Annotated in this window: 23 protein-coding genes and 2 tRNA genes; 21 read left to right on the top strand and 4 right to left on the bottom strand. The window is 52.7% G+C overall.

Annotation, left to right across the window (positions count from 1 at the left end):
- Positions 1 to 6: 6 nt before the first annotated feature.
- The 5 genes from M4I36_RS06885 (at position 7) to M4I36_RS06905 (ending at position 6,656) form a co-directional block, all read left to right on the top strand.
- Complete coding sequence (locus tag M4I36_RS06885; RefSeq protein WP_258110994.1) at positions 7 to 1,920, top strand: ABC-F family ATP-binding cassette domain-containing protein; 1,914 nt, start codon at positions 7 to 9, stop codon at positions 1,918 to 1,920.
- Between the two features lie 8 nt (positions 1,921 to 1,928).
- A complete protein-coding gene (locus M4I36_RS06890; protein ID WP_258110995.1) occupies positions 1,929 to 2,387 on the top strand; it encodes a YaiI/YqxD family protein in 459 nt (152 codons plus the stop codon).
- A 29-nt stretch (positions 2,388 to 2,416) separates the two neighbouring features.
- Positions 2,417 to 3,604: a trans-sulfuration enzyme family protein gene (locus tag M4I36_RS06895; RefSeq protein WP_258110996.1), complete on the top strand. Its 1,188-nt coding sequence runs from the start codon at positions 2,417 to 2,419 to the stop codon at positions 3,602 to 3,604.
- Between the two features lie 100 nt (positions 3,605 to 3,704).
- Complete coding sequence (locus M4I36_RS06900; protein ID WP_258110997.1) at positions 3,705 to 5,105, top strand: amino acid permease; 1,401 nt, start codon at positions 3,705 to 3,707, stop codon at positions 5,103 to 5,105.
- 102 nt (positions 5,106 to 5,207) lie between these two features.
- Positions 5,208 to 6,656 (top strand): amidase family protein, encoded by a 1,449-nt coding sequence (locus M4I36_RS06905; protein ID WP_258110998.1) that lies wholly within the window; start codon positions 5,208 to 5,210, stop codon positions 6,654 to 6,656.
- Positions 6,657 to 6,772: 116 nt separating this feature from the next.
- Here the strand turns inward: M4I36_RS06905 and M4I36_RS06910 are convergent, their stop codons facing one another.
- Positions 6,773 to 7,411, bottom strand: a complete 639-nt coding sequence (locus M4I36_RS06910) for a hypothetical protein (protein WP_258110999.1) — start codon at positions 7,409 to 7,411, stop codon at positions 6,773 to 6,775.
- A 235-nt stretch (positions 7,412 to 7,646) separates the two neighbouring features.
- On the opposite strand from M4I36_RS06910, the gene M4I36_RS06915 reads away from it, so the two are divergent.
- From M4I36_RS06915 to M4I36_RS06930, 4 genes are all read left to right on the top strand, one after another.
- Entirely contained in the window at positions 7,647 to 7,919 is a 273-nt protein-coding gene (locus M4I36_RS06915; RefSeq protein WP_258111000.1) for an LSm family protein, read from the top strand.
- A gap of 160 nt (positions 7,920 to 8,079) precedes the next feature.
- On the top strand, positions 8,080 to 9,693 hold the full coding sequence (locus M4I36_RS06920; RefSeq protein ID WP_258111001.1) for an ABC-F family ATPase: 1,614 nt from the start codon (positions 8,080 to 8,082) through the stop codon (positions 9,691 to 9,693).
- A gap of 193 nt (positions 9,694 to 9,886) precedes the next feature.
- Complete coding sequence (gene metA, locus M4I36_RS06925) at positions 9,887 to 10,819, top strand: homoserine O-acetyltransferase MetA (protein WP_258111002.1); 933 nt, start codon at positions 9,887 to 9,889, stop codon at positions 10,817 to 10,819.
- A 3-nt stretch (positions 10,820 to 10,822) separates the two neighbouring features.
- The gene (locus tag M4I36_RS06930) at positions 10,823 to 11,731 is read left to right on the top strand and encodes a VOC family protein (RefSeq protein WP_258111003.1); all 909 of its coding nucleotides are present in this window, start codon (positions 10,823 to 10,825) and stop codon (positions 11,729 to 11,731) included.
- Here the strand turns inward: M4I36_RS06930 and M4I36_RS06935 are convergent.
- Positions 11,728 to 12,708: an aminoglycoside phosphotransferase family protein gene (locus tag M4I36_RS06935; RefSeq protein ID WP_258111004.1), complete on the bottom strand. Its 981-nt coding sequence runs from the start codon at positions 12,706 to 12,708 to the stop codon at positions 11,728 to 11,730. The genes M4I36_RS06930 and M4I36_RS06935 overlap by 4 nt on opposite strands.
- A gap of 219 nt (positions 12,709 to 12,927) precedes the next feature.
- Between M4I36_RS06935 and M4I36_RS06940 the strand changes: the two genes are divergently transcribed.
- From M4I36_RS06940 to acs, 4 genes are all read left to right on the top strand, one after another.
- Positions 12,928 to 13,161 carry a hypothetical protein gene (locus tag M4I36_RS06940; RefSeq protein ID WP_258111005.1) on the top strand — a complete coding sequence of 78 codons (234 nt, stop codon included), beginning with the start codon at positions 12,928 to 12,930 and terminating at the stop codon, positions 13,159 to 13,161.
- A 27-nt stretch (positions 13,162 to 13,188) separates the two neighbouring features.
- Entirely contained in the window at positions 13,189 to 15,318 is a 2,130-nt protein-coding gene (locus M4I36_RS06945) for a HelD family protein (RefSeq protein ID WP_258111006.1), read from the top strand.
- Between the two features lie 159 nt (positions 15,319 to 15,477).
- Entirely contained in the window at positions 15,478 to 15,798 is a 321-nt protein-coding gene (locus M4I36_RS06950) for a hypothetical protein (RefSeq protein WP_258111007.1), read from the top strand.
- A 148-nt stretch (positions 15,799 to 15,946) separates the two neighbouring features.
- Positions 15,947 to 17,896 (top strand): acetate--CoA ligase, encoded by a 1,950-nt coding sequence (acs, locus tag M4I36_RS06955; protein WP_258111008.1) that lies wholly within the window; start codon positions 15,947 to 15,949, stop codon positions 17,894 to 17,896.
- Between the two features lie 130 nt (positions 17,897 to 18,026).
- Here acs and M4I36_RS06960 read toward each other — a convergent pair whose 3' ends face one another.
- A complete protein-coding gene (locus M4I36_RS06960) occupies positions 18,027 to 18,338 on the bottom strand; it encodes a type II toxin-antitoxin system RelE family toxin (RefSeq protein ID WP_258111009.1) in 312 nt (103 codons plus the stop codon).
- Positions 18,335 to 18,592 carry an AbrB/MazE/SpoVT family DNA-binding domain-containing protein gene (locus tag M4I36_RS06965; RefSeq protein WP_258111010.1) on the bottom strand — a complete coding sequence of 86 codons (258 nt, stop codon included), beginning with the start codon at positions 18,590 to 18,592 and terminating at the stop codon, positions 18,335 to 18,337. The genes M4I36_RS06960 and M4I36_RS06965 overlap by 4 nt, the downstream gene beginning before the upstream one ends.
- 419 nt (positions 18,593 to 19,011) lie before the next feature.
- Here M4I36_RS06965 and M4I36_RS06970 point away from each other — a divergent pair.
- The 8 genes from M4I36_RS06970 to rplT all read left to right on the top strand — a co-directional run bounded on the left by M4I36_RS06970 (position 19,012) and on the right by rplT (position 24,785).
- Positions 19,012 to 19,097, top strand: a tRNA-Leu gene (locus tag M4I36_RS06970).
- Positions 19,098 to 19,369: 272 nt separating this feature from the next.
- On the top strand, positions 19,370 to 19,570 hold the full coding sequence (locus tag M4I36_RS06975; protein WP_258111011.1) for a cold-shock protein: 201 nt from the start codon (positions 19,370 to 19,372) through the stop codon (positions 19,568 to 19,570).
- 210 nt (positions 19,571 to 19,780) lie between these two features.
- Positions 19,781 to 19,855, top strand: a tRNA-Val gene (locus M4I36_RS06980).
- Positions 19,856 to 20,101: 246 nt separating this feature from the next.
- Positions 20,102 to 20,992, top strand: a complete 891-nt coding sequence (locus tag M4I36_RS06985) for a hypothetical protein (protein ID WP_258111012.1) — start codon at positions 20,102 to 20,104, stop codon at positions 20,990 to 20,992.
- Between the two features lie 397 nt (positions 20,993 to 21,389).
- Entirely contained in the window at positions 21,390 to 23,309 is a 1,920-nt protein-coding gene (thrS, locus tag M4I36_RS06990) for a threonine--tRNA ligase (RefSeq protein ID WP_258111013.1), read from the top strand.
- A 187-nt stretch (positions 23,310 to 23,496) separates the two neighbouring features.
- Positions 23,497 to 24,015 (top strand): translation initiation factor IF-3, encoded by a 519-nt coding sequence (gene infC / locus M4I36_RS06995; RefSeq protein ID WP_258111028.1) that lies wholly within the window; start codon positions 23,497 to 23,499, stop codon positions 24,013 to 24,015.
- A 47-nt stretch (positions 24,016 to 24,062) separates the two neighbouring features.
- Positions 24,063 to 24,260, top strand: a complete 198-nt coding sequence (gene rpmI, locus M4I36_RS07000; RefSeq protein WP_258111014.1) for a 50S ribosomal protein L35 — start codon at positions 24,063 to 24,065, stop codon at positions 24,258 to 24,260.
- A gap of 165 nt (positions 24,261 to 24,425) precedes the next feature.
- Positions 24,426 to 24,785, top strand: coding sequence for a 50S ribosomal protein L20 (gene rplT, locus M4I36_RS07005; protein ID WP_258111015.1), 360 nt, complete (start codon positions 24,426 to 24,428; stop codon positions 24,783 to 24,785).
- The last annotated feature ends 58 nt before the right edge of the window (positions 24,786 to 24,843 follow it).

The following is a 24,843-nucleotide window of genomic DNA, read 5'->3' on the forward strand; positions in this document are numbered from 1 at the left end:
GTGAACATGAATATTGTGTCTGTAGAATCCCTGACGAAGAGCCACGGGGAGAAAGTGCTGTTTGACAAGATTTCGTTTGGCATCGACAGCGAAGACCGGATTGGGTTGCTCGGTGTCAATGGGACGGGCAAATCCACTTTGCTGAGGGTCATTGCTGGCCTTGACACTCCAGATGCTGGGTCGGTCACGGTTGGAGGTTCGGTGAACATTCACTACATGCCGCAGGAACCTTGGTTTGCAACAGATCGGACGGCGCTTGCGGCTGTACTCGATGGCGATTTGCCTGCTATGCGACTGTTGCGCGAGTACTACGAGGTCTTGGAACGGACAGAGGCATCTCCGGCGGATAGCAAGGCGGCACAGCAGTTGATAGGTCTTCAAGACAAAATGGAACGATTTGGGTCTTGGCAACTGGAATTTGAGGCAAAGCGCATTCTAAGCCATGTGGGAATTTCCAATCCCTCGCTGATGACGTCGTCGATGTCTGGAGGTCAGCGCAAGCGGGTGGCGCTGGCGAGGGCCTTGATTCAACCTTGCCAGCTGTTGATTCTGGACGAACCCACCAACCATCTTGATGAGGAAACGGCTCACTGGCTTGAATCGTATCTACAAAACCGCAAAGGTGCGCTGTTGATGGTGACGCATGACCGTTATTTTTTGCAGCGTGTGACCAATCGCATTTTTGAATTGGACCGGGCCCATCTTTATTCCTACGTGGGGGGTTACGAAGCGTTTCTTGCCGAAAAGTTGAGCCGCGAAGAAGGGCAGAGGGCAACCGAAGCCAAACGACAAAATTTTTTGCGGACGGAATTGGAGTGGATTCGCAGGGGGCCACGAGCGCGCGGAACCAAACAGAAAGCGCGTACGGACAAGTTTTATGAAGTACTGGAAGCGGTTCCGGAAAACACACCTGCGGCGGTCGAGATGGCCTCTGTAAGTTCGCGTTTGGGCAGAAAAGTCATCGAACTCTCCCATGTTGCGAAAAGCTATGGAGAGCGGCTCCTGTTTTCGGATTTCTCTTACAGCATGGTGCGTCAGGACCGCATCGGCATCGTTGGCCCGAACGGAGTCGGCAAGTCTACCTTGTTGCGTCTCATGGCAGGAAAAATCGCGCCGGATGTCGGTGAGGTAGAGATCGGATCGACCGTGCGCATCGGTTACTTCGCTCAAGAGTTGGACGATTTGAATGACCGGCAGCGCGTCCTCGATTATGTTCGAGAAGAGCATGAATCGATAGAGTTGACGGACGGTAAACGCGTCAGCGCGAGTCAGATGCTCGAGCGTTTTTTGTTCCCGGGGACTTCTCAGTATGCGCCGATTGGCAAACTTTCGGGTGGCGAACGGCGGCGCTTGGTGTTGTTGAAGATTCTGATGTCTGCGCCGAATGTGCTTTTATTGGACGAGCCGACGAACGATCTCGACGTCAGCACGCTATCGGTTCTCGAGGCGTTCTTGGACGATTTTTCGGGTGCGGTGGTCGCAGTCTCTCACGACCGCTACTTTCTTGACCGTGTTACCGACAAATTGTTTGTGCTGGATGGTAGCGGTCGCGTGGAAGAGACGTTGCAAAGTTATTCGGAACTTCTAGCGCGCTTTGCGGGCGTTGCTTCCAACCGAAGTGAGCCGCAGAAGTCTTCTTCCGGAGCGCCTCTGCCGACGTTGCCTGAGGAGAAACAGAAAGAGGCGGGGCCTCTACGACGTAAACTGACTTATGCAGAACAGATGGAATATCGGGATATGGAAGCGAACATTGCGCAGACGGAAAGTCTTTTGGCGGAAGTTCAACAACAGATGGAACGTCACTCTGGTGACTATGTGACGTTGCAGAAACTGTTTGATGAACAGACCACTTTGAATGAACAGTTGGATCAACTTCTCGAACGATGGACATTCCTTCAAGAATTGCAGGAGAGGGTGTAGGAGCGTCTATGGCGGTCTTTGTCGATGCGGATGCTGCTCCGCGAGATGTGGTTGCATCTACTCGAGAGTTGGGGCGTCACTATGGAATTCCGGTGTGGGTCGTGAGTTCTGTCAATCATCAACTGACAGGCCCCGACTGCATACAGGTAGATGCCCATCCGCAGGCGACAGACCTGGAAATTGTGAAGCGTCTGAATGGGCAGGTTCGTGCCCTCGTGATTACCCAAGACTATGGGCTAGCGGTCCTCGCGCTGGCGAAAGGGGCCCAAGCACTGTCCCCCTGCGGACGGGAGTATACGGCGCAAAATATTGACCTCCTGCTCTTCGAGCGAGAACTGCATGCCCACGAACGGAAAGTTTCTGGAAAAAGTCGTGGCCCGCGAGCGCGGACGGAGGCAGATAGAATAGAATTCAAGAGGGCGCTACAGCGAGTTCTCTCAGAGTGGGCGACCCAGCAAAGAAAATAGTGGAAAACAGATAGAGGGGGAAACGTTGTATGCGCAAAGGACTTCAGACCAAGCTCATCCACTTACCAGATTCTCGCGAGGAAGGGCATTTGCTTGGCAGTATTTCACCACCCTTGTTTCAGACCTCGACCTTTATTTTTGATTCCGCGGAATCGGGCGGTCGGCGCTTTGCTGGAGAGGAAAGCGGTTACATTTATACGAGACTGGGCAATCCGACCGTTCGGCTATTTGAGGAGTCCATCGCTGAGTTGGAAGGGGGAGAAGATGCTGCTGCTTTTTCGAGTGGCATGGGTGCTATCTCTGCCGTGATGCTCGCCCTTGTCCATTCGGGCGACCACGTGCTCGTGTCGCAAGGAGTCTATGGATGCACGTATGGACTGCTGGAGTTTTTAAAAAATCGATTCCAGGTCGATTACACGCTGGCGGATTTGACCGATGAATCTTCCATTCGCGCCCAGGTTCGCGAAAATACGCGCGTTATCTATGTGGAGACGCCTATCAATCCAACGATGGAGTTAGTCGACTTGGCTGCCTCTGCTCGTGCGGCCAAAGAAGTGGGTGCGCGATTGGTTGTGGACAACACATTTGCCACGCCCGTCTTGCAGAGGCCGATAGAGCACGGGGCAGATGTCGTGGTGCATAGCGCCACGAAGTATCTTGGCGGACACGGAGACGTCATTTTCGGATGTGCCGTGGGGACTGCAGAGTTTATCGGGGAGGTCCGGCGCACCACTCAAAAAGATTTTGGAGGGATTGCTGCTCCGTTTGACGCTTGGTTGGTGCTGCGTGGAATGAAGACGCTCGGTCTTCGCATGGACCGTCACAATGCTTCCGCAAAGGCCGTTGTGGAGTGGCTGCAAAAGCATCCTGCTGTAGAACAAGTGTATTACCCTGGATGCACGAGTACCGCTCAAAACCTGCTCTTTCAACGCCAGATGCTTGGAGGTGGCGGGGTTGTCGGCTTTGTTCTGAAAGGCGGGCTGGAGGGTGGCATTCGATTCATGAACGCATTGACGCTTTGTAAGCGAGCAGTTTCCTTGGGAGAAGTGCATACGCTCGTGGAGCATCCGGCGAGCATGACACATTCGGGCATTCCCGCCGACGTGCGCCACCAGATGAAGATTGCAGACGGACTGATTCGCCTCGCGGTTGGGTTGGAAGACGTCGAAGATATTCTGGCGGATCTCGATACGGCCCTTCAAGCTTCGCAACGATAACGCCCGATAACCGGGCTCTCCCGCCAACCGATATCGGATGCCTTGGGCATAATTCTCTGTAACTCGGGGGATATGGATACGGATGGAGGGGGCGTTGTGCATGCAACAGGCAAAGCTGAAGGGAAGTTTGCGGAGGATACCTTCGCGAGAAGACTCTTCTTCGACTAAGTCCGGATTGGGCATTTTTGGACTCGTCATGATTGGGATAGGCGGTATTATTGGTGCTGGTTTTTTCCTTGGATGCGGTGTTCCGATTCAAGCGGCTGGTCCGGCGGTCCTGATTTCTTTCTTGGTCGGCGGTTTGATGACCGCGCAAGTGACAGGGGCCTTGACGTCCGTCGCCGTCAAACACCCGGTGATTGGCTCGTTCAAAGTATACGCGGACGATTACATCGGCCCTTTTGTGGGATATTTGCAGGGGTGGATTTACTATCTCACGGGCGTTTTAACCATTGCGAGCGAAGCCGTGGCGATGGGGGTGTTTACGAAGGTCTGGTTTCCTGAGATACCTTTATGGGTTTCCTCGTTGACGTACTCGGCCATTATTGTCGTCATCAACGCGTTTGGTGTCCGCAGCTTTGACCGGGTGGAGTCGTTTATGACGGTGGTCAAAATTTCTGCGCTTGTGGCCTTTATCCTCTTTGCCGCATTTGTCTTGCTGCACGGCCCGGTAGTTAGCAGTACCAGTTCCGCCACTGCCAGCGGATCGTTCGGTGGTAAGTTCTTTGCGCATGGGGTCAGCGGCATTCTTCGGTCGATGTTGATTGTCATCTTTGCCTATGCGGGCATTGGGGTGTTTGCGACGGCTGCAGTCGACGTGAAAAATGGACAGAAAGTCGAGCGCAGTGCTGTCTGGACGGTGGTTTTATTGACCGTGCTGTACGTTCTGTCCATTTTTTTGCTCCTGTCTATTGAGTCGTGGACCAAAATGTCCACGGCCACGAGCCCGTTTGTTTTGGCTTTGATGCATAACGAAGGTTCTTGGCTCGCTGAGGGCATTAACGGTGCGATTTTAATGGCATCGTTCAGCGTCATGGCGGGTTCCGTGTTTTCTTCCACGCAGATATTGGTCAGTCTTGGTCAATCGGGCGAAGCACCTCGTCTGGTGAACCATGTCTCCAAGCGCGGTATTTCCTACGGAGGCTTGGCCATCACCGCTGCTGGGATTGGGGTGGCCATTGGCGCTGCCTATGCGCTACCATCGAGCGTCTACAACTTTCTCATCAGTGCATCGAGTTTCATGACATTTTTCTATTGGGCCGTGATGCTTTGGACGTTTTTGAGATGGAGAAAAACGCAGGAAGGACGCACAGCGCGTATTTCTCGACTTGCTTTCGGTGCACCTTATTCCACTTACCTGACGTTGGGACTATTTGTCCTTTTGACCATTTACGCACTGTTCGAACCAAGTCAGAGAATTGCCTTCTACGCATTTCTGGTGCTTGTCGCCTTGCTGGTCATTGGGTACTGGTTTGTGCGCGCGTCCCGCAAGTCGGCGTGATGAGACAAAATTTTTGTCAATTCCGAACATACCTCTCTTCTTAGGCGACGGATTTGTCGTTACAATAAGGTCGATAGGGAGACGAGGAAAGTAGGGAGAAAGATGGATAGGTGGCTGTTTAGTTCCATTTCGGAACTGCAGAAAGGTATGGATGCGGGAGAACTGACGGCGACCGCTCTGGTCGAATTGTTTTTGAAACAAATTGCCGCATGGAATCACCGCGGACCCTGTCTCAACGCAGTCCTAGAGATCAATCCGGATGCCTGGTTTGCGGCTGAAGCTCTAGATGCAGAGAGGAAGCAACAAGGACCGCGGGGGCCCCTCCATGGCATCCCGATTCTCTTAAAAGACAACGTTGATACGGGCGATAAGATGCATACGAGTGCTGGTTCCTTGGCGCTTGCAAACTCGTATGCGACCCGTGATTCGGCTGTTGCAGCGAAATTGCGGGCTGCTGGTGCCATCCTGCTTGGCAAGGCGAATATGACCGAGTGGGCTAATTTCATGACGGATGGCATGCCGAATGGGTTTAGTTCGCGCGGGGGACAAGTTCTCAATCCTTATGGACCCGGACGATTCGATGTAGGTGGTTCCAGTTCTGGCTCGGCTGCTGCAGTGGCAGCGAGTTTCGCGGTGGCCGCTATCGGTACGGAGACATCCGGGTCCATACTCAGCCCGTCCAGTCAAAATTCGCTGGTTGGTCTCAAGCCCACGGTGGGGCTCATTAGTCGTCGCGGTATCATCCCCATCTCCTTTAGTCAAGATACGGCAGGTCCTATGGCCAAGACGGTGGAGGATGTGGCATGGCTGCTTGGCGAGTTAGTTGGAGAAGACGTGGACGACATAGCGACATTGGTAGGGCGCGGCAAAGTGCGAAGGGACTATAGTCAATGCTTGACGCCAGATGGCCTGCAAGGTGCGCGTCTCGGTGTACCGGTCGACGTAGGTCATGAGGAGATGTCACCGGGACAACAGCATCTGTTTCAGACGGCGCTTCGAGCTTTGACCGAAGCAGGAGCGGAATTGACCACGCACCTGTCTCTCTCCGCTGCGACAGCGAATCGACAATATACAGTCTTGACGTATGAGTTTAAAGCATCCCTGAATGCTTATCTCGCTAACTTGTCGCGAGACGTTTTGGTGCATTCGCTGGCAGAAGTACTACAATTTAACGCAGCCCATGCCGATGTCGCTCTGAAATATGGACAGAGTCGGCTTGTAGCCAGCGACCAGGTGTCTGGATGTTTGACGGAACCGGAGTACATTGAAGCCCGTTTGGACGACTTGCGCTTGTCTCGCAGGGAAGGACTCGATGTGTTCTTCGCACAACACGGGCTGGATGCGGTCGTGTTTGCCAGCACCTATGGCGCGGCCATCGGTGCCAAGGCCGGTTATCCTTCGCTGACGGTCCCCGCGGGTTACGAAGATTCGGGAGAACCGTTTGGTATCACGTTCTGTGGCCCAGCCTTCAGTGAAGCTACGCTGTTGAAAATTGGGTATGCCTACGAACAAGCGACTCATTGCCGTGTGGCACCTCGATTACAAGTGTGACAGGGTAAAGTTTGAGAAGACGAGCGAATTCTCATCTAGAGAACAAATGACCATTGGACGAGAGTGGCGCAATTGGGCACGTCGTGCAGGCAAGTCGCCGGATTTTCCACTTGTCGTCAGGTCGAGGTGCGGCCAGCTTTTCGCAAGAGGAGACCGATGAATAGGATGGTCGCAGCGATTAGACATTGAAACGTGGGAATGGATGCGTCGTCGAGAGAGATTATCCAATGCCGAATCCACGGAATTTCTGTGGTCATAGATGCGGCAGCCCAAGCCATCATGCCAGCACCGAGCGGGCGTATCCATCGCTGCTCGGCTAATTTTTTGGACAAAAACAGGGCGGTGACATAAAAGACAGGGAACGTAAAAATGGAATATACAGTGAGCAGTCGATATTGTCGATGAACCGCTGAGCCAAACCAAATGATATTGTCAATATTCCCAAAGTAGGTTATCAACCAGAGCGGAACTACGCGAAAACCTCGGGGGCGTGAGCGTAGCGGTGGGGCGGTCAACGTGCGAATGGACATGAAGGCGAGGATGAAGATAGAAGTCACTTGAAAGATGAGGTGGTGAGCTATGAGGTGGATGGCTCCGACGCTGACAATTTGAGCTGCGACCAGAAGAATGCCGAGGGATGCGAGCAACCCGTATGGACGCGGGTTATGCTCGTCCGACACCATAATTCCAGCCAACAGAGCGTTGTCTATGGCGGTGACCATCGCGATGATGAGAATGGTTGCATGAATGTTCACGGATGCACCTCTTTTGCCAAAACGCACGCAAAGGTCAATAGTTGACTGTATGCCCGTCAGTGGACAAACATGAGGATTGAACCGGGCACGGTGGACAGGACAAATACCGCTCCGCGCTTCGGCTGCGGCTCATACACTGGGGATAGATTCTCGATTGGCGCGGGCTGACGAGGTAGGCGCCGAGCTATCGAGATCTCCATTTGGCTGTGTGGCTGTGGCGAAGGGAGGGAATCTCATGGCAGGTGTAACGCGGGCGCAGGTCATGCCGCACATGGGTCGGCACGTGTCGGTGCGCACCATTGATGGGCAACTTCATCACGGGATATTGCACTCTGTGACCGATGAAGGGATTTATTTGCGGCCAGTGCAGCGACCGGTGCGGTTGACAGATGGTGAGGAGGGAACTTCTGAACTCCTTAGCGAGTTGCCGCAAGAAGCTGGCGATGAAACGCTTGTCTGGTGGCCGTTTTTGTTCTTTCCTTGGTTCTGGTTGGCGTGGTTCTGGTAATGGCGAGTGGGGACCGCTGTTCGTGTTCGGCGCTCTGAGTATCGAAGAGATGGATGTCTCTCCGGTACTCTTTTTTATGTCGAAACTCAGGGGCGGCGCTCGTTTCCGGTTCATGTTATACTAATGCGATGATGAATTTGTGAGATGAGGAGACGAAGAGATGATTCGCGTAAAGGACCTGTCGGTGTCCTTTGGTAGCCGCATATTGTTTGAAGGCGTCAACCTGAGTTTCGATGAAGGAAATCGATATGGACTGATTGGTGCAAACGGCTCCGGGAAGTCGACGTTTATGAAAATATTGGTGGGTGAGTTTGAACCCAGCACTGGCTCTGTCTCTATCGCTCCTGGTCTCAGGGTGGGTGTGCTTCGTCAAGACCATTATCAATACGACGAGTGCACTGTACTGGATACCGTTCTCATGGGATACCCGGAGTTGTGGGAAGTGATGCAGGAACGCAATCGCATGTACGCTCTGCCGGAAATGTCAGAAGAAGACGGCATGCGCGTGGGCGAATTGGAAAGTCAGTTCGCGGATATGGATGGGTACTCTGCGGAGTACTTTGCGGCGGAGTTGCTCGAGGGTCTCGGCATAGGGGTGGAACATCACCATCAACCCATGAGTTCTTTGAATGGCGGATTCAAATTGCGCGTGTTGTTAGCCCAAGTGCTCTTCGGACGACCGGATGTCCTGTTGTTGGACGAGCCTACAAACCATTTGGACTTGGATACCATCCGCTGGCTGGAAAGTTTCCTGTTGACGCATCGCGGGACGATGGTCATCATCTCCCACGACCGGCACTTCTTAAACACCGTCTGCACTCACATGGTGGACGTGGACTATAAGGAAATCTCGATGTTTTCTGGGAACTACGACTACTTCGTGGCGGCCAGTTCTCTAGCCCGTGAACAGCTGTTGGCAGAGAATGCGAAGAATTTGGAAAAAATCGCGGAATTGAAGGAGTTTGTCGCACGGTTTTCTGCCAATAAGAGTAAAGCAAAGCAGGCCACCAGCCGACAAAAGCAAATTGACAAGATTGAAATTCAAGAAGTTCGCCCGTCTTCCCGGGTATCTCCCTATATCAAATTCGTGGCGAAACAGCCGCTTGGAAAACAGGTTGTGGAGGTCAGTCATCTCAGCAAAGCGTTCGACCAGCAGACCGTGTTTCACAACTTGGCGTTTCAGGTAGTGGGTGGAGACAAGGTTGCTCTCATTGGGGCGAATGGTATTGGAAAAACGACCTTGTTGAATGTACTCCTGGGAGAATTAGCCCCGACGGAAGGAACGGTTGAATGGGGTACGTCGGCACTTCCAACATACTTTACGCAAGACCACAACGACACGATTCCTAAAGACACCACCGTTTACGACTGGCTGTCCTCGTTTGACGTGGAGACGGACCAGCAGACCATCCGAAGTATCCTTGGCCGAATGTTGTTTTCTAAAGATGAAGTGCACAAGTCGACGGCAGTGTTGTCCGGGGGCGAGACAGCTCGGTTGATGATTGCAAAGATGCTGTTGCTGCAAGGGAATGTCCTGGTGCTGGATGAACCAACTAACCACTTGGACCTGGAGTCGATTGATGCGTTGACGAAAGCGCTCCAGGAGTTTTCTGGAAGTGTACTCTTCGTGTCCCACGCTCGCCAGTTGGTCAGTGACGTAGCCAACCGCATTTTTGAACTAACGGGGCATGGTCTGATTGACTTTCGGGGTACCTATGAGGAGTATCTTGAAAAACGCGATGCTCTGATGGAAGCTGTGTCCGTTGCCAAGTAGGTCCTTTGTGGGAATTGTGAGGCGAGCGATTTGGCGGATGGACTCCATTTGTATCAACCGTCAGCCATGGGATCCTGCGTTTCGAGAATCGGCAGCACAAACTGCGACTTGTGTGTTTAGCACAAGTCGCAGTATCTTTAGAGGAACGATTCGCTAGCGGGATCGGCCGAGAGTTTGAGAGGAGGCTTGGCAGATGCCTATCAAATTGCCGACAGCTTTGCCCGCAAAGGCGGTGCTGGAGCGCGAGCATATCTTTGTGATGGATGAGGACCGTGCTTTTCATCAAGACATTCGCCCGCTACGCATTGCCATTTTGAATCTCATGCCGCGCAAGGAAGCCACGGAAACGCAGTTGTTGCGCCTTCTTGGCAATACCCCTTTGCAATTGGAGATTACCTTGCTGCGAATGGCTACGCATGAACCGAAAAATACCGCCTTTGAGCATCTTGCACTTTTTTATTCGACGTTTGAACAAATGGAAGATAGCAACTTAGATGGTTTGATTATCACCGGGGCTCCGATAGAACATTTGGACTACGAAGAAGTGGGTTACTGGCCGGAGTTAGCGCGCATCTTTGATTGGAGTAAGGAACACGTGACCTCCACCATGCATATCTGCTGGGGCGCGCAGGCGGGGTTGTACCACCACTACGGCATTCCTAAGTATCCTTTGGAGAACAAAATGTTTGGCATCTTTCAGCATCAAGTCCTCACGGAGACACCGCTGGTGCGCGGGTTTGATGAAGGGTTCATGGCCCCGCACTCGCGACATTCAGAAGTGCGCGCAGAAGATATTCGCCGCCATGATCAATTGGAAATTTTGGCGTCATCCCGAGAAGCCGGAGTCTATGTGGTCGCCAATAAGAAGGGAACGCAAATTTTTGTCATGGGCCACTCCGAATACGATTGTCTGACGCTGGCAGAAGAATACCATCGGGACCGCGCGCGCGGATTGTCGGTTGATGTGCCAAAGAACTATTTTCCATCGGACGATCCGACACAAAAACCACTGCACAACTGGCGCTCGCACGCGTATCTGCTCTACTCTAACTGGCTCAATTACTGTGTCTATCAGGAGACCCCGTATCACTGGGCTCAACATGTCAAAGCGGTGGAGCGTGCATAGGAGATGTCGGAGTTTGTGGTCCGTTCGCACCTTCACTTTGACCATGTGGTTCACGTCGTCGAACTTCCAGAGGAAGTCGCTTTGCAGTGTGAACAGCGCTTTGGCTTTGTCACGGCGGCGGGGGGAGAGCATCCCGGCTTTGGGACGTACAACCGGCTTGCTTATTTCGGGTTGTCGTATCTTGAGTGGGTAGGTTTGAAATCTGCGGAAGTGGCCCGGGAGAGCGTCTTTGGTCGGCACGTATTGCACGGGCTGGCCAATGGAGGTGGGTCGCGGTGGTTTGCATTTCGAACTGACCGCATGGATAGCGTGGTGGCGGCATGGAGCAGACAAGGCTTAACTTACGTGGGCCCAGTTGCGGCCTCACGAACGCGCCCCGATGGTCGCGTGTTACGCTGGAGAATGCTCTTCCCGAGGCGCCAAACCGCAGGATTAGAGCTGCCGTTTTTGATTGAATGGGAAGAGGACGACGAGACAAGATGGGCCTCTTTGGCCGGCACCAACAAGGGTGGGGTGCGGACCTTCGGCAATTCTGCTCGCATTGTGGCGCTCACCCTCGGCCTTTGGAATGTGGAACTGTATCAGCAAGATTTCGAGAGGTATTTCAACACGTCCTCGACTTTGCGGAAAGAAAGTACGAGGACAGCCGATTCGACTGGTTTAGTCCTAGACTGCGGTGGAATTTCTCTGTTTCTTCGCGCGCTCGATGGCTCTCCTTCGGACCGGCGCGACGAGGGTATGGGTGATGCTTCTGTGGCTCGGGAGCGGATAACTACAGTTCACTTTAGTGATGGAGAACAAGGTAGTTCGAGCCAGACGCTGTCGGCTCTGGGGCATGCGTCAGACTTCTTTGGTTCGAGGTATTGCCACGCGGAACCGTTCTCAAAGACTGCGGGGGTCTACTCGCTTTAGCCAAAGGACAATTCGATGGCTCGCACGCAGCGGAGGAGCCGACGCCACTTGTCTGTCCACGGGCTAGCAGGCTGTTGCCAAATTGCTCGGTACTCCCAGCCCATCATCATCAGGAGTGCGTCGGCAAGTTGGCAGAGGTACTGAAGTCGAAAGGTCGGCGAGGAGGTGTCCCATCCGGCCTGCTCGAGTGTCTGGCAGTAGAGTGTGTAAATGCTTTCGGCACCTTGCTTTTCAGGGAAATCCTGTACGAGGGTGGCAATGTCACGGGCTGGAGAGGCGTAACGAGCCGCCTCCCAGTCTACGAGCCGTAGCTGGTCGGTGTCTTGGACAATCCAATTGCCGCGGTGCGGGTCTCCATGAGTTATGGTCTTGCGGCCATCTAAGGAGCGCTGAAAGAGAGGTTCTAGTGCGTACCATCGTTGGCGAAAGCGGCGCGCCTCGCCAGTTGCAGCGTGTACGCCAGAAACGTCTTCAAGCGCTTTTGCTTCGTGTTCGATGATAGCAAAAGAGGACTCGCGCCATTCACTGCATTCCGCGTATGTCAGGCTTGGCAAGTAGCCGGCGCGGTGCCACTGTAGAGCGGACGATTCGTGACGGCTATGAAGTTCCGCCAGTGTTACAGCGCAGCGTTGAAACCACGAGAGCGTATGAGCTAGGGATTGACGGCGGCATTGGTTGGTAAGCGAAGGGCCACCATGAACGCTGAGAATTCCGGGAGTCTCTGCGCCTTCAAAGACGTGTACAATGTGCGGTGAGAAGTTTTGTAAGTGGGGAAGTACATGTTTCGCCACGGTTTGTTCCGTATGTTGCGCCATCGTTAACTCCTTGTATACCCACGCTCTCTCTTCGAGTCCCCGCACAACCGTGCATTCGTGAACGGTCGCTTGGTGCGTGCCTTCCACGAGCCGCCAATCGGTCAGTGTCCATCCGGAGCTGTTCAGCCAATTCCTCAAACATTCCGGAATGATATCGGTCATGTTCGCTTCCATCCTCGTTTGAGCCCTCACGGCCGCAAACTGCGGTCGTTTGGCAATAAAGTGCATGCGCAGGAGACGTGCATTGGTGAACCGAGCAAGAAAATGTTTCTATCGTGCACGGACTCCCGGTGTCATGTGGTATACTGAGAAGATTCCAATAGAACGATGTCCTAGTTGTCCGCAGGTTGGTTAGAACAGTACAAGAGGAGGTTGAAAGACATGCATGCGTTGCTCATCGTCGTGCTCGTACTCCTCAGTTTGTTGGTCATATTCTTCGCTATTATCGCGTTTGTCGCGCTGTCTGTCTACTTTACCTTGCAACCGATTCTCGATATCTTAGGGAAAATTGCAATGGTCGTGGGCTTCGCGGAGTTTGGTGAGCGACTGTTGTCTCGGCGTGCTCGAAAACGAGCACAACGGCAGCGTTCCGATAGCGCACGATATCGTCAGTAGTCTTTTCAGTCGCTGAGGAGGATACTGTTGGACGCATCAATCAAGTCACGACGCACAGATACGGCCTCTCCACTCGTTGAAGAAGAGAATGCTCGACTGCAAAAGATTTTAAGAGAAGTAGACATCATGGTGGAAAAATGGGCAACTCTCCCCAAAGAATTTTCGGAAGACAGAAATGAACCTCAGACGGCAGATGAAGTCGCGAGTTTGGCAGTCGACCGAATTCGCGAACGACAATTGGAAGACTTGCGCGTGGTGGCCAGAGAGCCATACTTCGGTCGCCTTGATTTTCAAGAGGATGGGTCTTTGCGACCGGAAGTATTCTACATTGGCAAACGTGGTCTTAAGGCGCCAGAGACAGGCGAGCAACTTATCATGGATTGGCGTGCTCCGGCTGCCAGCCTTTTTTATTCGGCCAGCGGACAATCAAAAAATTCTTACAATGCACCCCAGGGTATCATTGAGGGGACAGTCCACCGCAAGCGCAACATCGTCGTTCGCGAGCGAGTACTCGAACGAGTGGTGGACAGTTATGTTCTCGGGGAAGATTTTCTCGGCGTACAAGACGAATTTTTGCTGTATCGATTACAGGAAGGTCGAGACCATCGCTTGCGCGATATTGTTTCGACCATTCAGTCTGAACAGGACGCCATCATCCGTGCTCCACGCCAGTCGGCCATCGTCATTCAAGGTGTGGCGGGCAGTGGCAAGACGACCGTCGCGCTCCATCGCCTCGCTTATTTGATTTATCAGCATCCAGAACAACTGGACACGCGAAGAATGGTCATCTTTGCACCGAGTGAAATGTTTGTAGACTACATTTCTGAGGTTTTGCCCGAACTGGGTGTGGGTGGCATTCAGCAGACGACGTTTGCCGCATTTGCATGGACTCAATTGAGCGGTGTTGTTCGGCGGACCGATGACGTCAAGCATCTGCCTAAGCCGCTCGATGGTCATGAAGCAGAATGGGACGGTAAAATGGATGTCGTCTTTGCAAAGAGTCGGGCTTCCTTCTTGAGGCAGATCGACGCAGTCGTTCAGGAGATTGAGCAGCGGGCCGTTCCTCAGATTGATTTTGAACCGTGGGCCGGCACAATTCTCTCCTACAACGAAGTTCACACGTGGTTTACTGTGGACTATGCTAGGTACCCGTTGGCTCATCGGATCGAGCGGACGCTTGGCCGAATCAAGCGTTGGGTAGACATTCAATACCGGGCTAAGCGAGATGACGATGTTGGCAAGGCGGTGCGCAAGCAAGCTCAATCGAGATTGCGGTCCTACAGCAAGTTGTGGCCACAGATATCCCTCATGGAGCTGTATCAATCAGCCCAGCCGATGGCCTGGGTTTCTCAACGTCGAGACGGCAAACCTGGTAGCAAAAGCCTGCCTACCGTGGCGACGGAAGATTTGGCCCCGCTCTTGTACCTACAGGCGCTCTTGTATGGCATTCGCCCCGACGCAACGTTTCAACATGTTGTGCTCGATGAAGCACAAGACGTTTCTCCGGCACAGATGCAGGTATTGCGTCTCTATTGCCCAAGCGATTCGTTTACCATATTGGGCGATCTCGCTCAAAGCATCCATACACAATCTGGCATTGAACAGTGGTCTGAATTTTTAGATCTGTTTCCAGTAGAGAAAGCGATGCAGTTTTCACTCGCCGTCAGCTATCGGTCCACGATGGAAATCATTGAAGTCGCCAATCGCTCACTGAAGGCATATCCGGATTTACCGCAGGCCACGCCCGTGTATCGAAGCGGCGAGCCAGTCATGGAAAGGCACGTCGAGGAAACGGACCGTCTGTCTGAGGCGGTGCGCGAGGTCATGCGCCTCCATTCCTGCGGATGTCGCACCCTGGCGGTACTGTGTCAGAGCGAATGGGACGTTAGATCCTATGCCGACGCAATGCAACAGGCTGGCCTTGTGACGCATGCCATCACGGCCGAGCACCACGCTTATGAGGGTGGCATCTCGGTGCTACCGGTGTCTATGGCAAAAGGTCTGGAATTTGATGGTGTGGTTTTGGTCGATGCGGATGCCACACGCTACCCTCTCACAAAGCGAAACGCCAAGCTCCTGTACGTCGCCTGCACGCGAGCGCTTCACCATCTTGCTGTGTTGTATTCGGGAGAAGAGACTTCGCTTCTGCGACCGTGACTGGTCGTGGTTTTGACGGGCAGCGCGGTCTCGGTTCGACTGTATCTTTTAGCATAGTGTCTTCAATTGTCACAAGTCTCTATGCACCTGCCCGATCTCGCTGTGAAATGGGTACATAGTCTAAAGGGAAAACACTCTGCTTTCAAGGAGGTGGATGCAATGCATCCTCTGTATCACCAGGCCGTAAGGTTGCAAGGACAGTCTGTGCACGTTCATCATGTCAGTGGTCATGTATACCATGGACTCCTGCAGTCGGTCACGCCGCATGGGATTTACTTACTCCCGTATCGCCCGGGAACTCGGTTGACGTCGTCGTCGGCGCACAAGACTCCGGTTTTGCATGCAGTAGACGGGCAGAGCGATAGCGGAGCAGTAGAACAAGACGTTTCTGCAGAATTGGTGTTTTTCCCAGCGCTATTTTTTGGTTTTGGTGCTTTGACCGGGCTCGCTGCTGGCTCTGCTCTGGCATATGCTTGGTAACTTTTTTGTTCCGCTCATTCTTGAAAAGGATGAGCGGTTTTTTGAATTTGTATCATAACACAGATGGACGATGCGTAAGGATTGTGGTACAAATATATTTAGATTCGTAAGAGACTTCTGTTTTTTCGTGAAAGGGGCTGCGGGCCGTATGGATGCTAACAAAATGGATACCCTGCTGCAAGAACAGCGGACATTTCATCCACCCGATGACTTTCAAGTCAAGGCGAATTTTAATAATCCAGACATTTACGAGTCTGCACTTCGTGACCCAGAATCCTATTGGTCGGAACAAGCGCAGCACCTCTCTTGGTTCACTCCTTATGAAAGCGTTTGCGACTGGAATCCTCCCCATGCAGAGTGGTTTTCGGGAGGGCAGCTCAATGCTGCGTACAACTGTGTCGATCGACACTTGACCGATGGGCGAAAGAACAAGGCGGCCATCATCTGGGAAGGTGAGCCAGGCGACCGCCTTGTGTTGACTTACGACATGCTCGCCCGCGAAGTCAACCGGGCAGCTCGCATGCTCAAAGACCTCGGCGTAGAACGTGGAGACCGGGTGACCATCTATCTCCCGATGATTCCTGAACTGCCAATCTCCTTATTGGCCTGTGCCAAAATTGGTGCGATTCACTCAGTTGTGTTTGGCGGATTCTCGGCCAAAGCGCTGCATGAACGAATTGTCGATGCGGATGCAAAAATTCTCATCACGGCGGATGGAGGGTATCGGCGCGGAAATGTGATTCCGCTGAAGGCGAATGCAGATGAAGCAGTCGAGGACACCGGGATCGACACAGTACTCGTCGTCAAGCGCGTGGGGGCTGCCGCGAATGCTTCGATGAAAGCCGGACGCGATGTTTGGTGGCATGAGATAAGTCAGAGCACTTCTGCTGCGCCTCTTGCCGCGGAGGCGATGAATTCTGAGGATATTCTTTACCTTCTCTATACCTCGGGCACAACGGGAAAACCGAAAGGCATCGTCCATACGACGGGCGGATATTTGGTTGGGGCCAATACGTCCATGCGCAGCGTCTTCGACCTTAAAGACGACGACGTGTTTTTTTGCACTGCAGATATTGGTTGGGTGACCGGGCATACATATCTTGTCTATGGGCCTCTGTCTGCAGGAGCCACGACGGTCATGTACGAGGGGTCTCCTGATTACCCCACGAGAGATCGATATTGGGATATTTGCGAACGGTACGGTGTGACGATTCTCTACACCGCACCCACGTCTATTCGAATGTTTATGAAGTGGGGAAGCTCGCATGTGGAGCAGCACGACCTCTCCCAATTGAGGCTACTTGGAAGTGTCGGTGAGCCCATCAATCCGGAGGCGTGGATGTGGTATCACGAGCACATTGGTCACGGGCGTTGTCCCATCGTCGATACGTGGTGGCAGACAGAAACCGGATGCGCTATGATTGCGCCTCTGCCTGGACTGACCGTCACGAAACCCGGGTCTGCGACGCGTCCGGTGCCCGGCATTGACGCGGATGTCGTGGATGAAGAAGGAAACTCAGTAGCACCAGGGAATGGTGGTTACTTGGTGATTCGCAAGCCATGGCCTTCGATGCTGCGAACCGTTTGGGGTGATGACGAACGCTTTCGAAAGACATATTTCGGGAAGTTCGACGGGGTTTATTTACCCGGAGACGGGGCCCACAAAGATAAAGATGGATATATATGGATTTTAGGTCGGATGGATGACGTCATCAATGTTTCGGGTCATCGTATCGGAACGGCGGAGATTGAAAGTGCGCTTGTTTCACACCCGGCGGTCGCCGAAGCAGCAGTCATAGGTCGCGCTGACGAGTTGAAAGGTCAGGCGATTACTGCCTTCGTGACGGTGCGAGAGGGAGTGACCACAAGCGACGAACTTGTGACGGAATTGAAAAAGCACGTTGTCGACAAAATTGGTGCCATGGCGCGTCCGGAAGAAATTCTGTTTGCGGCAGAGTTGCCAAAGACACGAAGTGCGAAGATTATGCGCCGACTCTTGCGCGATATTGCCGAAGGTCGGGTACTCGGCGACACCACGACTTTGGCCGATCCGTCCGTTGTCGATGTGTTGCAGGCGCAATACAAAGAAGCTGATTGAGCACATCTTGCTTCTCTCTGTATTCGGATTGGAGGTGATGGTCTTCCTGGCAGTTCAAGCCACACGAGAACAATCGTACTCAATGTGAATGCACTTTGTGGTAAACCGACTGATCCTACCCTTAAGCACCCTAGGCTTGTCCGCTTTGTTTCAATGCCTCATATCGTCGCTCTGCTTCCTGATAGAAATTCTCATGACTGCCCACCATAAACACAACGCACCGGTTCAGTTCTTCACGAACAACGTAAGCGGCCCGATACGCTCCACCAGGAGCGGAGAATTCAAGGCTCCGTACGCCGTTTAGCTTGCTGGATAGGGTATGACCGGCATATGGGTCGGTTTTGAGCTTTGCCAAAGCCTGCGCTGCCTTTTTCATCTCAACCCTATCCAAACTTGAAAAGTCTTTATCGGCTTTCTTGGTCAATCGGATGTCATACGTCATTCGTCGATTGAAATCCCTTCACGCTTCAGAATGTCATCGAGTGCAATGGTTTCGCCCACGTCATCTTCTCGAATTGCTTCCTTAGCCAGTGCATCAAACGGGTTCTCCGTTCGAACAATGCGTACTCCATCTTCTTCGGGCTGGAGAAAGAACACATCCCCTGGTTGTGCGTGTAGCGCCTCACGAACACTGCGAGGAAGTGTTAAGCGGCCTTTATCATCTAAACGAACCGATATTGGTTTAAGGATAGACATCATAAACCTCCCTAGTGGGATGATCCCACTACATTATACACGAATTCGATACGTTGAATACATGACCCATTAACAATCGCCAGTTAGAGGGGATGAATCCCTGTTAATGTTTTATCCCCTGGCTTTGGATGATGGACTTCTCTGCTCCGTCAAGGCCTTGCGAGCATGTCCTCGGCTAAGCCTCCAGTATTCCACGAGCCTTGACGAATGACAGCCAATTATTGACCCGTAAACAACATTTATGATATTCCATGCGGATGGTTTACCTGAGACGCTGTAGAGATTCCTTTTCGCCGTCCGAGAGGCAAATCACATTCGATCATCCCGTACCTCATTCACTGCTTTTTTCGGTCTTGCCATATGACAAATACGTGAAATTGACATCGCACGTCCCGCCGTGATACAGTGTTGCCAGTTATGCCGGAGTGGCGGAATGGCAGACGCTAGCGACTTAAAATCGCTTGCTCGAAAGGGCGTGCGGGTTCGAGTCCCGCCTTCGGCACCATTACACGACGGAATTTTGGATTTGGCGTATTGGATGGTTTACTTTTTTGAGATTTAGGGTATGATAGTATTGTACTATGCAAACTAACCTTGAGTTCCCGTACGACCGACAGCCGATGTTTCTGGGCTAGCAGTTGTCCAGGGGTGTCGGTTTTTTGCACCACGGTTACGCCGAACCACGGCTCGTTGATGCCCGTGTCGCAGGAGACTCCTTTACGGTGTTTGCAAGTCGTTAATATGCACTTTGTGAAAGTGCTCTAGGGGGTTGTTTGAATGCACGAGGGTACCGTGAAGTGGTTCAATGCTGAAAAGGGCTATGGTTTCATCGCGGTGGACGGTGGCAATGATGTGTTCGTTCACTACAGCGCAATTCAGGGCAATGGCTTCAAGAGTCTCGAAGAAGGCCAACATGTTTCGTTTGACATCGTTGATGGTCCGAAAGGTCCGCAAGCTGCCAACGTAAACAAGTTCTGATTGTCGCGCTTTTGCGGGCTGACGGCACGCCGTCAGCCCGTTTGTATGAATGACCGTGTGAAGCGTACGGAGTATTTGTGTTCGCATCGACGGACGGCGACATGGACGGCAAGTTGGTTGGAGTTAGCGGATTCATGAGTTTCACACCTGAATTTGACCAGTTGACTTCTCTTCAAATGCTGTGATATGATGCAGAGCGTTGCCTTGCTTGCGGCTGTAGCTCAGAGGGAGAGCACCACCTTGACACGGTGGGGGTCACAGGTTCGATTCCTGTCAGCCGCACCATAACCAAATCGGCAAGTATGACTTGATGGTCCGCCAGCTTTGCTGGCGGATTTTGTTTGTGCTGCATGAAGATACAGGTATGACTTCGTGTGGACACGGAGTGTGGTTTTGCCAGTGGATCGAAAAGTGACCCTTGGCGAGTGAATGAATCTGGGGCTAAATCCCATACTAAGGGTAGCAGTGGCTTTGCGAGTGGGTCGCGTTTCCAGCACAAAGTGTGGTAACCGTTGGACGAGGATGAGGTATATGTATGAAACTTCCGTTGTCACTGTGGGGCCGTGGAAGAGTCTCACACGGCGGATAAGCAGAGTGGGAAGAGCGCTGTCTGTGCAGTGTAGTAGCGGATGGCCCGCACCGGTGGTGACGCTTTCGGCGAACACAAAAGAAACCGTGGTCTGCACGTTGTTGGATTTTGCCTGCGTAGATTGGCTACTCGACTGGGGGAGAAGACGGCTCAAGCAGTTGTCTCCAGGGTGTAGTTCCGGTTTCAGAAGCTATGTGGCATTGGTCGGACTGTACGAGGGGCTGTTTGACGGTATTTCGGATTGCAGTGAAAGTTGGCGTCGCTGCCGCGCTAAGATTCGTCGTGCTCTCGAATATCAACTGGAAATGCGGAGCGTAGTCAATCTGGATGCTCTCATGACGTTTCACTGTCATCGGGAACTAAAGGCGATGGACCACTATCTCTGGATGCTCGCGGGTGAGGCAGACGTCGATGGCATCTACAGCGAATGCACAGAGATGGCGGAATTCATGCAACGCTGGCAGCGACCCTCCAATCGTGTGCACGTGTTTGTCGAAAATCACTTGCTCTGGGGTTGTGACGATTCCGGGGAATTGTTGACGATAAATGCCTTAGAGACGGGAATATGCCTCCAATCATCGGCTAAAGACCAGTTGATGGCGGCATTGCACCAGAGGCCATCTTCGACCATTGTCGTGCATCGGGTTGGTGGGGGATACTTCGGGCGACAGACGGTCGCCGAGTTGTCCGCGTTGTTTTGTCCGCGCCTCGAGTGGTGCCTTGATTGCCGAATCTGCCGGACCTTGTTCAACGCAGGCGAGGCAGACTGTTCGAGGCATTCTGCAGCGTTACAAGATGTCTGCAGCGTGCAGAGGCGTCAGTCACAGTTGTGACTTGACAATTCCCGAGAGAGCAGAGTAGCATAGATTGCAATTACAAATTGGGGCGAAGACAGAAGACGCGCTTTGCGATGGCGGACACAAAGAGACTCGGTGGCCATAGGCTGAAAGCCCCGGGCAGAAGCATCGTAAAGACACCACTTCTTGAGCGAAAGTCGGACCTTGCGGGACGGCGTCAGACGGGGCGAACGTTATACGCAGAATGAAGGCTGTGTCGAATCTGGTGGCGCAGTGAACTTGGGTGGAACCACGGGAACAACGTTCTCGTCCCTTACGGGGCGAGGCGTTTTATTTTTGTCTTTGCATGCTGTTGCCAGGCGCGGAGGCTAGTTGGTACGTCAAGCCGTCTCGAACATGGAATAAAAAGGGCGTAAACGAGGAGGAACGGAAAATGGCAGAGTGCACTGTGGTACTGAAAGATGGCAGCGAGCGGTCTGTAGAGAAAGGGACCACCTTGGCCGAGTTGGCCGCCGCTATTTCAGGCCGACTGGGCAGAGAAGCGGTCGCTGGAAAAGTGGATGGTGTGGTGGTCGACTTATCCACGCCGTTAGTTCAAGATGCGGCGGTGGAAATCCTCACCTTAAATGATGCCGAGGGACTGGCGGTCATGCGCCACTCCACTGCCCACTGCATGGCTCAGGCGGTGGCCAGACTGTATCCTGGCACCAAATTTGCCATTGGGCCGGTCATTGAGAACGGGTTTTATTATGATTTTGCCGATCACGATTTTACCCCCGACGAATTTTCCGACATTGAACGAGAGATGCAGGCCATCATCAAAGAGGACTTGCCCATTCGCCGTGAGGAAGTGTCGCGTGATGATGCGCTGCGACTCTTTGAGGAGCGCAAAGACCGCTTCAAAGTGGAAATCATACAGGATTTGCCCGAAGGTACGCAGCTGACCCTCTATCGCCAGGGAGAGTTCGTCGACCTTTGCCGCGGACCCCACTTACCGTCTACTGGCCGTATCAAAGCCTTCCGTCTGATGTCCTTGGCGGGTGCGTACTGGCGTGGGGACAGTAAACGAGAGATGCTGACCCGCCTGTATGCAGTCGCCTTTGCCAAAAAATCCGAATTAGATGAGCACCTGAAGATGTTGGAAGAAGCAAAGCAGCGGGATCACCGGAAGTTAGGAAAAGAACTGGAACTGTTCATGTTCTCCGAAGATGCTCCGGGAATGCCGTTTTATTTGCCCAATGGACTGGTGATTCGCAATGAATTAGAGTCGTTTGAACGGGCCTTGCAGGTGGAATATGGATATCAAGAAGTCCGCACTCCCACGTTGATGAATCAGCGATTGTGGGTAGAGTCGGGCCATTGGGACCACTATCGCGAGAACATGTACGTCTCCGAGGCGGACGAAGAGCTGTATGCGCTGAAGCCGATGAACTGTCCTGGGCATATGTTGATTTATCGAAACAAGCTGCGCTCCTATCGAGATTTACCACTTCGCATCTCCGAATATGGACATGTGCATCGCCATGAACTTCGCGGTACACTCGGTGGTATGATGCGTGTTCGGGCTTTTACTCAGGATGATGCGCACATTTTCTGCCGGCCTGACCAAATCGGCCAGGAAGTGGAACGAGTGCTGGCGTTGGTTGCAAAAGTGTACGGTGTGTTCGGATTCACGCACCACATTGAACTGTCGACTCGCCCGGACGATTCTCTCGGTTCGGATGAACTCTGGAATCAGGCCGAGAGCGCGTTGCAAGCTGCCCTGGATGGAGCCGGGGTGACCTATCACATCAACCCTGGAGATGGTGCTTTTTATGGGCCGAAAATTGACTTTCACATCAAGGATGCCATCGGACGGACATGGCAATGCGCCACGGTTCAGTTGGATTTTAATTTGCCGATCCGGTTTGATTTAGAGTACATCGGCGAAGATGGGAAGGCGCATCGGCCAGTGGTCATTCATCGTGCCATCTTCGGTTCTGTCGACCGGTTTTTGGGTATCTTGACGGAGCATTTTGCCGGAGCGTTTCCGCTCTGGCTCGCTCCTGTGCAGGTGCGGGTGGCCACGGTATCTCATGATTTTGCTGACTATGGTGCCGCGGTTGAGCAAAAACTCAAGGCGGCTGGCATTCGTGCTGAAGTCGACCTGCGTGGAGAAAAGATTGGCTACAAAATTCGAGAAGCGCAAGTGCATAAAATCCCCTACACGGTCGTTGTTGGGGAGAAAGAGCGTGATGCGGGGACGCTGTCTGTTCGCCGTTATGGTACTGGGGACCTAGGAACCATGAACTTCGCTGACTTTGTAGCAAAGGTCAAGGAGGAAGTCGCTTCGAAGGAACTTTTAAAGGTTTGACGAACTGCCCTAAATCGCATATACTACGTTGGAATAAGTGGAGGCGCTCGCTTCTCACCTAGCTGGTTTTGCTGGCGGGTCCAAAGTTGATTTGCAGGTTTGACGGTGCAAAGAAACGAGAGCGCGGGTGCTGAGTCCGCGCTTTTTTGATGGCGAGTTGCGGAAAATTGACCGGGGGTGACTGCAGATTAGCAAAGAAGAGTATCAAGTCAATGATGGGATTCGGGCGCGCGAGATTCGAGTGATTGACGAGGACAACAATCAATTGGGGATTATGTCCTTGCGAGATGCTCGACGTTTGGCGGAAGAACGCAGCCTTGACTTGGTGAACGTAGCGCCAACTGCGAAGCCGCCTGTCTGTCGCATTATGGACTATGGCAAGTTTAAGTACGAACAGAGCAAGAAAGAGAAAGAAGCCAAGAAGAATCAAAAAGTGATTCTTCTCAAGGAAGTTCGCATGACTCCGAACATTGAGGAACATGACTTTCAAGTCAAGTTGAAGAATGTCTTGAAGTTTCTCGAAGAGGGAGACAAAGTAAAGATTTCCGTTCGCTTTCGCGGCCGGGAGATTACGCACTCTTCAATTGGGCAGCAGCTCTTGCTCAAATTTGCGCAAGCCGCCTCAGAGAAGGCGACGGTGGAGCGTGTACCACGCTTGGAAGGTAGAAGTATGATTATGATTCTCACCCCCAAAGTCACCGTCTAACTCTGGCGCGAATTCGGTTTGTTCAGTAGCTACAGGAGGTTGTATGAATGCCAAAGATGAAGACACACAGTGGCCTTGCAAAGCGCGTCAAGCGCACCGGGAGCGGAAAATTAAAGCGCGCTCACGCGTTCGCGTATCACAAGGCAGAAACCAAGTCTTCAAAGCGCAAGCGCAACTTGCGTGGAACGACGTTGGTCTCGAATTCCGATATGAAGCGGATTAAGCAAATGGTGCCTTATCTCTAAGGTCGTCGAAGTCCCGGAGTTAAGTCAAGAGTTTTCGTAAAGCACATGGACAAGATGCCGAGCGACCCATGCAACTTGTCACATAGATGATTCTGGCAGGCACTGTGGAACCGAGTCGGTTGTACAGTCGGATGAACTGCCTTTGGATTTGAGGAGGAAGTTTGTATGGCAAGGATTAAGTCGGGCAAAGTGACCCGTCGCCGTCATAAGGCGATTCTCAAGTTGGCTCGAGGATATCGCGGTTCTAAGCATCGCTTGTTCCGTACAGCAAAACAGCAGGTCATGAAGTCGTTGGCGTATGCCTACCGAGATCGGCGAGTTCGCAAGCGTAATTTCCGGAAATTGTGGATACAACGTATCAATGCTGCAGCGCGCCAAAGTGGTATGTCCTACAGTAAATTAATGCATGGACTGAAGTTGGCAGGCGTTGAAGTGAATCGCAAGATGTTGGCTGAGTTAGCCGTCTCTGACCGAGTCGCTTTTGCTGAATTGGTGAAAGTAGCTCGCACTAAGATGGAAGCTTGAAAAGAAGAAAAGCCCGGCCGTGACGGTCGGGCTTTCCCTTGTAAAAAGAAGACTTGAT

The organism is Alicyclobacillus sp. SP_1 (assembly GCF_024706985.1).
In the GTDB taxonomy this organism is placed as follows: Bacteria; Bacillota; Bacilli; order Alicyclobacillales; family Alicyclobacillaceae; genus Alicyclobacillus_I.

What these genes read in the sequence shown, in the direction of transcription:
- M4I36_RS06885 (WP_258110994.1), top strand. Translation starts at nt 7, where the DNA reads ATGAATATTGTGTCTGTAGAATCCCTGACGAAGAGCCACGGGGAGAAA.
- M4I36_RS06890 (WP_258110995.1), top strand. Translation starts at nt 1,929, where the DNA reads ATGGCGGTCTTTGTCGATGCGGATGCTGCTCCGCGAGATGTGGTTGCA.
- M4I36_RS06895 (WP_258110996.1), top strand. Translation starts at nt 2,417, where the DNA reads ATGCGCAAAGGACTTCAGACCAAGCTCATCCACTTACCAGATTCTCGC.
- M4I36_RS06900 (WP_258110997.1), top strand. Translation starts at nt 3,705, where the DNA reads ATGCAACAGGCAAAGCTGAAGGGAAGTTTGCGGAGGATACCTTCGCGA.
- M4I36_RS06905 (WP_258110998.1), top strand. Translation starts at nt 5,208, where the DNA reads ATGGATAGGTGGCTGTTTAGTTCCATTTCGGAACTGCAGAAAGGTATG.
- M4I36_RS06915 (WP_258111000.1), top strand. Translation starts at nt 7,647, where the DNA reads ATGGCAGGTGTAACGCGGGCGCAGGTCATGCCGCACATGGGTCGGCAC.
- M4I36_RS06920 (WP_258111001.1), top strand. Translation starts at nt 8,080, where the DNA reads ATGATTCGCGTAAAGGACCTGTCGGTGTCCTTTGGTAGCCGCATATTG.
- metA (WP_258111002.1), top strand. Translation starts at nt 9,887, where the DNA reads ATGCCTATCAAATTGCCGACAGCTTTGCCCGCAAAGGCGGTGCTGGAG.
- M4I36_RS06930 (WP_258111003.1), top strand. Translation starts at nt 10,823, where the DNA reads ATGTCGGAGTTTGTGGTCCGTTCGCACCTTCACTTTGACCATGTGGTT.
- M4I36_RS06935 (WP_258111004.1), bottom strand. Translation starts at nt 12,708, where the DNA reads ATGACCGATATCATTCCGGAATGTTTGAGGAATTGGCTGAACAGCTCC.
- M4I36_RS06940 (WP_258111005.1), top strand. Translation starts at nt 12,928, where the DNA reads ATGCATGCGTTGCTCATCGTCGTGCTCGTACTCCTCAGTTTGTTGGTC.
- M4I36_RS06950 (WP_258111007.1), top strand. Translation starts at nt 15,478, where the DNA reads ATGCATCCTCTGTATCACCAGGCCGTAAGGTTGCAAGGACAGTCTGTG.
- acs (WP_258111008.1), top strand. Translation starts at nt 15,947, where the DNA reads ATGGATGCTAACAAAATGGATACCCTGCTGCAAGAACAGCGGACATTT.
- M4I36_RS06960 (WP_258111009.1), bottom strand. Translation starts at nt 18,338, where the DNA reads ATGACGTATGACATCCGATTGACCAAGAAAGCCGATAAAGACTTTTCA.
- M4I36_RS06965 (WP_258111010.1), bottom strand. Translation starts at nt 18,592, where the DNA reads ATGTCTATCCTTAAACCAATATCGGTTCGTTTAGATGATAAAGGCCGC.
- M4I36_RS06975 (WP_258111011.1), top strand. Translation starts at nt 19,370, where the DNA reads ATGCACGAGGGTACCGTGAAGTGGTTCAATGCTGAAAAGGGCTATGGT.
- M4I36_RS06985 (WP_258111012.1), top strand. Translation starts at nt 20,102, where the DNA reads ATGTATGAAACTTCCGTTGTCACTGTGGGGCCGTGGAAGAGTCTCACA.
- thrS (WP_258111013.1), top strand. Translation starts at nt 21,390, where the DNA reads ATGGCAGAGTGCACTGTGGTACTGAAAGATGGCAGCGAGCGGTCTGTA.
- rpmI (WP_258111014.1), top strand. Translation starts at nt 24,063, where the DNA reads ATGCCAAAGATGAAGACACACAGTGGCCTTGCAAAGCGCGTCAAGCGC.
- rplT (WP_258111015.1), top strand. Translation starts at nt 24,426, where the DNA reads ATGGCAAGGATTAAGTCGGGCAAAGTGACCCGTCGCCGTCATAAGGCG.